5 protein-coding genes and 1 pseudogene (1 of these 6 cut by a window edge) are annotated in these 4,763 nt (G+C 65.5%); all 6 read right to left on the bottom strand.

Annotated features, from left to right (window positions below; genetic code table 11):
* Positions 1 to 275, bottom strand: a 275-nt coding sequence (locus tag K728_RS19525; RefSeq protein WP_035748189.1) for a hypothetical protein, incomplete at its 3' end; no start/stop codon positions are given.
* A gap of 1 nt (position 276) precedes the next feature.
* Positions 277 to 783 (bottom strand): RNA polymerase sigma factor, encoded by a 507-nt coding sequence (locus K728_RS0113870; RefSeq protein ID WP_024477076.1) that lies wholly within the window; start codon positions 781 to 783, stop codon positions 277 to 279.
* Between the two features lie 79 nt (positions 784 to 862).
* On the bottom strand, positions 863 to 1,837 hold the full coding sequence (xerD, locus tag K728_RS0113865; RefSeq protein ID WP_024477075.1) for a site-specific tyrosine recombinase XerD: 975 nt from the start codon (positions 1,835 to 1,837) through the stop codon (positions 863 to 865).
* A gap of 2 nt (positions 1,838 to 1,839) precedes the next feature.
* Positions 1,840 to 2,541, bottom strand: a complete 702-nt coding sequence (locus K728_RS0113860) for an NUDIX domain-containing protein (RefSeq protein WP_024477074.1) — start codon at positions 2,539 to 2,541, stop codon at positions 1,840 to 1,842.
* Between the two features lies 1 nt (position 2,542).
* On the bottom strand, positions 2,543 to 4,246 hold the full coding sequence (locus K728_RS0113855) for a CTP synthase (protein WP_019483359.1): 1,704 nt from the start codon (positions 4,244 to 4,246) through the stop codon (positions 2,543 to 2,545).
* Positions 4,240 to 4,763: pseudogene (recN, locus tag K728_RS19520) on the bottom strand (DNA repair protein RecN) (it continues 1,214 nt past the right edge of the window). The gene K728_RS0113855 and the pseudogene recN overlap by 7 nt, the downstream one beginning before the upstream one ends.

The following is a 4,763-nucleotide window of genomic DNA, read 5'->3' as shown; positions in this document are numbered from 1 at the left end:
TCCGGATCAGTGGTGCCCGCCGGCAACGGACCCAGGACACCCATGGAGCTGCCCACCACGATCGCGCCGGCCACAGCCGCTGCCGCAGCGGCACCGGCAAGCACGAGGACGACGGTTCGCCGCCGCGCCAGCGGCACCACCACTGGGCGGTCGTCGCTGAACACCCCGGCGTCTTCGTCCGCTTCCGAAGCCGGCTGGGAATCGGCAGCTCCATTCGCCCGGCCCTCAGCACGGACCGGGTCCAGTCCCCGGATCAGGTTTTCGATGCGGTCCATTTCAGGCAACTCCCTCGGCCATCATTGCGGTGGGCAGCTGGGCGGCGAACGCTTTGCGTGCCCGGTGCAGGCGAACTTTCGCGGCGGATGGGCTGCAGGCCAGTACCTGGGCGATATCCGCCAAGCTCAGGTCATCCCAGTAGGCGAGCAGCAGGATTTCCCGTTCCCTGTCCCGCAGCCCGAGGAGTGCCTCGGCCACCGTGTGCTGCTGGGCGCTTTGCGCGGTCCTCGATTGCAGCACCGCCGTGGAACGAATCCGTTGCATCAGCTGCTCGGAGCGCTCACGCCGTCGGTACTCGTTGCCAATCAGGTGGTGGGCGACGGCCAGCAGCCACGCGATGGTCAGATCTGCAGGGTCCGGGTTGCGTTGCCAGGCGACGCGGAAGACGTCGTTGGTCAGCTCATCAGCGGCTTCACGGCTGTTGACCCTGCGGTGAATGTAGTTGAAAACGCGCGGGCGATGCTCTCTGTGGATTGCGGCAAAAAAACCTTCGTCATGCTGCAACATTGGCCCCCCTGAAGTGAGTAACCTGTTCATGCACAGTTAGTTTCCAGCTGGCTCGCTGAGGTTACATCGACTCCGCGGATCAGAGAGCGCGTGGATGCGCAGCAGCATATACCTCGCGGAGGGTATCCGCAGTAACCAGGGTGTACACCTGGGTGGTGGTGACCGAGGCGTGGCCGAGCAGCTCCTGCACCACCCGCACATCAGCGCCGCCTTCCAGCAAGTGGGTCGCGAAGGAGTGCCGCAGGGTGTGCGGCGACACCTCGCGGGTCACACCGGCTTTCTCGGCCGCCGACTTCAGGATGGTCCACGCACTCTGCCGGCTCAGTCGCCCACCGCGCAGGTTCAGGAACAGTGCCGGGTTACCCCGACCGTTGGCGGACAGGGCTGGCCGGGCCCGGACCAGGTAGGAGTCAATGGCCTTCGCCGCGTACGACCCCAACGGCACCATCCGCTCCTTGGACCCCTTGCCGAACAAGCGGACGACGGCGGGGCCTTCCAGAGCCGCATCCACCGACACGTCGTCGACGTCGAGCCCGACCGCCTCACTGATCCGGGAGCCGGTGGAGTACAGGAATTCCAGCAGCGCCCGGTCCCGCTGTCCACCCGGGGTGTCCGTGTTCACGGCCTCGAGGATGCGGGTCACCTCATCGACCGAGATGGCTTTCGGGAGCCGCTTACCGGCGATGGGAGGGTGAATGTCGTGGGCGGGATCGGCGGTACAGATGCCCTCGAGGGCCCAGAACCGGTGCAGGCCACGGACCGCGACCACGGTGCGCGCGGCGGACCGCGGACTCAACGGGGCGAGGCCATCAGAACCGGTGGACAGGGCCTGCGCGAACGCCGAGATGTCATGCCGGGTGATCCGCTGCACGTCGGTGACTGAACGGGCCGCCAGAAACCGGTGATACCTCAACAGGTCACGCCGGTACGCGGCAAGGGTGTTGACCGACAGGCCACGTTCCACTGCCATGTGCTGAAGGTATTCGCTCATGAGCCGTCCGGGGCCGGTTTCCCGCAGCTCGTCCACTGCGGTCCTCGTTGCAGGAACCGCCATCGTCAGCCCTTCAGGACCGATCCGTTGGGCCAGGTGTGGTGCTGGCTGGAGTGTTCAGGCCAGGGCTCGTCGGCGGGTCGCAGTTGTTCGTAGCCGGAGTTCCGTGCCACTGACGCGGCGAGAATCGCTGCGATTGCCGAAGGGCTGTGGATTCTACCGGCCAGGACGGCGGCGACTGCCTCGTCCAGGTCAACCCACGCCAGCTCAATTTCGGCTTCCTCGTGGGTGCGTTCGTGGCGCGCATCAGGGTGGATCTCCGCGACGCCCCGCGCCAGATAGATACGCAACGCTTCACTGGAGGACCCGGGTGACAGGAACAGGTCGGTCAGGACGTTCCACCGCTCAGCAGTGAGGTCCGCCTCCTCGGCGAGCTCCCGCGCTGCAGCCGCCACAAAGTCCTCATCAGGAACATCGAGCAGGCCCGCCGGGATTTCCCAGAGCGTCATCCGCACCGGGTGGCGGTACTGGTTGATCAACAGCACCTGCCCGGCGTCGTTCAGGGCCAATACCGCCACAGCACCGGGATGCTCGATATAGTCACGCACCAGCGGTTCGCCGTGGCCGTCATCGGTTAGGGAGAACGTGTCGCTGACGACGTTCCAGATCCTGCCCTCGTAGACCACCGTGGAGTCCAGCAAACGCCGGGGGCTCTGCTGGTCACCCAGCGGCTGCGCCGATTCGTCCATGTCCGCCCCCTGGCTCATGTTAGGCCTTGACCCCGCGGCGGAGCAGTGCAGCCTTTACCAGTCCGGCGAACAGCGGGTGCGGCCGGGTGGGGCGTGAGCTCAGCTCGGGGTGCGCCTGGGTGGCCACATAGTACGGGTGGACGCTCTTTGGCAGTTCAACAAACTCGACCAGCTTGCCGTCGGGGGACGTTCCGGAGAACACCATGCCGGCGGCCGAGATCTGCTCACGGAAGTCATTGTTGACCTCGTAGCGGTGGCGGTGGCGTTCGCTCACAGTGGTTTTCCCGTAGGTGCGGGCCACCACTGAACCTTCGTCGAGCTTCGCTTCCCACAGGCCGAGGCGCATGGTGCCGCCCATGTCGCCGTCGCCGTCGACAATGTGCAACTGCTCGGCCATGGTCGCGATGACCGGGAACTCGGTGTCGGGATCAAACTCACTCGAGGATGCGCCTTCAAGGCCCACCACGTTGCGGGCGTATTCGATGACCATGCACTGCAACCCGAGGCAGAGTCCCAGCGTGGGGACCGAGTTTTCTCGGGCGTACTTGAGGGCACCGAGTTTGCCTTCGAGGCCGCGGATACCGAAGCCGCCCGGCACGCAGATGGCGTCGGCTCCGTCGAGGGCCTGCGCCGCTCCTTCGGGGGTGTCGCAGTCGTCCGAGGGCACCCAGCGGATGATCACCTTGGACTTGTTGGCGAAACCGCCAGCGCGCAGCGCCTCAGTCACCGACAGGTAGGCGTCCGGCAGGTCGATGTACTTGCCCACCAGGGCAATTTCGACGGTGTGTTTGGGGTGGTGGACGGCGTCGAGAAGTTTGTTCCACTTGGTCCAGTTGACGTCCTTGAACTTCAGGTCAAGGGCCTGCACAATGTACGCGTCGAGGCCCTGTGCGTGCAGGGTCTTCGGAATGTCGTAGATGCTCGCGGCGTCGGCGGCATTGACGACGGCGTCGACGTCGACGTCGCACATGCGACCGATCTTTTCCCGCATGGCGTCCGGAATTTCGCGGTCCGAGCGGATCACGATGGCATCCGGCTGGATGCCGATGGATCGGAGCATCGCCACCGAGTGCTGGGTTGGCTTCGTTTTCAGTTCCTGGGAGGGGCCGATGTAGGGCACCAGGGAGACGTGCAGGAAGAACACGTTGTTGCGGCCAATGTCCTGGCGTACCTGGCGGGCAGCCTCAAGGAACGGCTGCGACTCAATGTCGCCGACGGTGCCACCGATCTCGGTGATGATGACGTCGGGCGCCTTCTTGGCTTCGACGGGTTCGGAAGGCAACCGCATCCGGCGCTTGATCTCGTCGGTGATGTGCGGGATGACCTGGACGGTGTCGCCGAGGTATTCGCCGCGGCGTTCCTTGGCGATGACCGTCGAGTAGATCTGGCCGGTCGTGACGTTCGCCGAGCCGTCAAGGCTTTCATCGAGGAAACGCTCGTAGTGGCCGATGTCGAGGTCCGTTTCAGCGCCGTCGTCGGTCACGAAGACCTCGCCGTGCTGGAACGGGTTCATGGTGCCCGGGTCCACGTTGAGATACGGGTCGAGCTTCTGCATCGTGACTGATAAGCCACGCGCACGGAGAAGATGACCGAGGCTTGAAGCGGTGAGTCCCTTCCCGAGGGAGGAGGCTACGCCACCCGTCACGAAGACGTGCTTGGTAGTCTTGGCGGACTTCTGGAACCGGGAATTTGTTGATTGCACCACGGAGTTCGAGCCTAGCACTTCGAGGCGGTCCGCGCTGCGTCTGCGAGCAGTTCCTCGGCGTGTGCCTGGGCCGACGCCGACTCCTCCTGCCCGGCAAGCATGCGTGCCAGCTCCCGCACCCGCTCCGCTTCGGGCAGGACTTCGACGTCGCTGGCCGTGACACCGTCGCCGGCGGCGGTCGCCGACACGTTCTTGGTCACCCTGATGTGTTGGGACGCGAACGCCGCCACCTGGGGCAGATGGGTGACCACAATCACCTGGACGTGTTCGGCGAGCATGGCGAGTCGTCGCCCGATTTCCACCGCCGCTTTGCCGCCCACTCCCGCGTCCACCTCGTCGAACACGAAGGTCGGTACGGGGTCGACGGCGGCCAGCACCACTTCGATTGCGAGCATCACCCGGGAGAGTTCACCGCCCGACGCGCCCTTCCCCAGCGGCCGCGCGGCCGAGCCGGGGTGTGGCTGTAGCAGGAACGCGATCGAGTCGGCGCCGAACAGGGTGCGCTCCCCTGCCGTCACGTCGATGACCAGGCTGG

The organism is Arthrobacter sp. CAL618 (genome assembly GCF_000468215.1).
In the GTDB taxonomy this organism is placed as follows: Bacteria; Actinomycetota; Actinomycetes; order Actinomycetales; family Micrococcaceae; genus Arthrobacter_D.
Note: the sequence above shows the minus strand (reverse complement) of the source record. Positions and strands in the feature narration are given on the sequence as shown.

Excerpts from the sequence above, each read along its gene's own strand:
- K728_RS0113870 (WP_024477076.1), bottom strand. The coding sequence starts at position 783 with ATGTTGCAGCATGACGAAGGTTTTTTTGCCGCAATCCACAGAGAGCAT.
- xerD (WP_024477075.1), bottom strand. The coding sequence starts at position 1,837 with ATGGCGGTTCCTGCAACGAGGACCGCAGTGGACGAGCTGCGGGAAACC.
- K728_RS0113860 (WP_024477074.1), bottom strand. The coding sequence starts at position 2,541 with ATGAGCCAGGGGGCGGACATGGACGAATCGGCGCAGCCGCTGGGTGAC.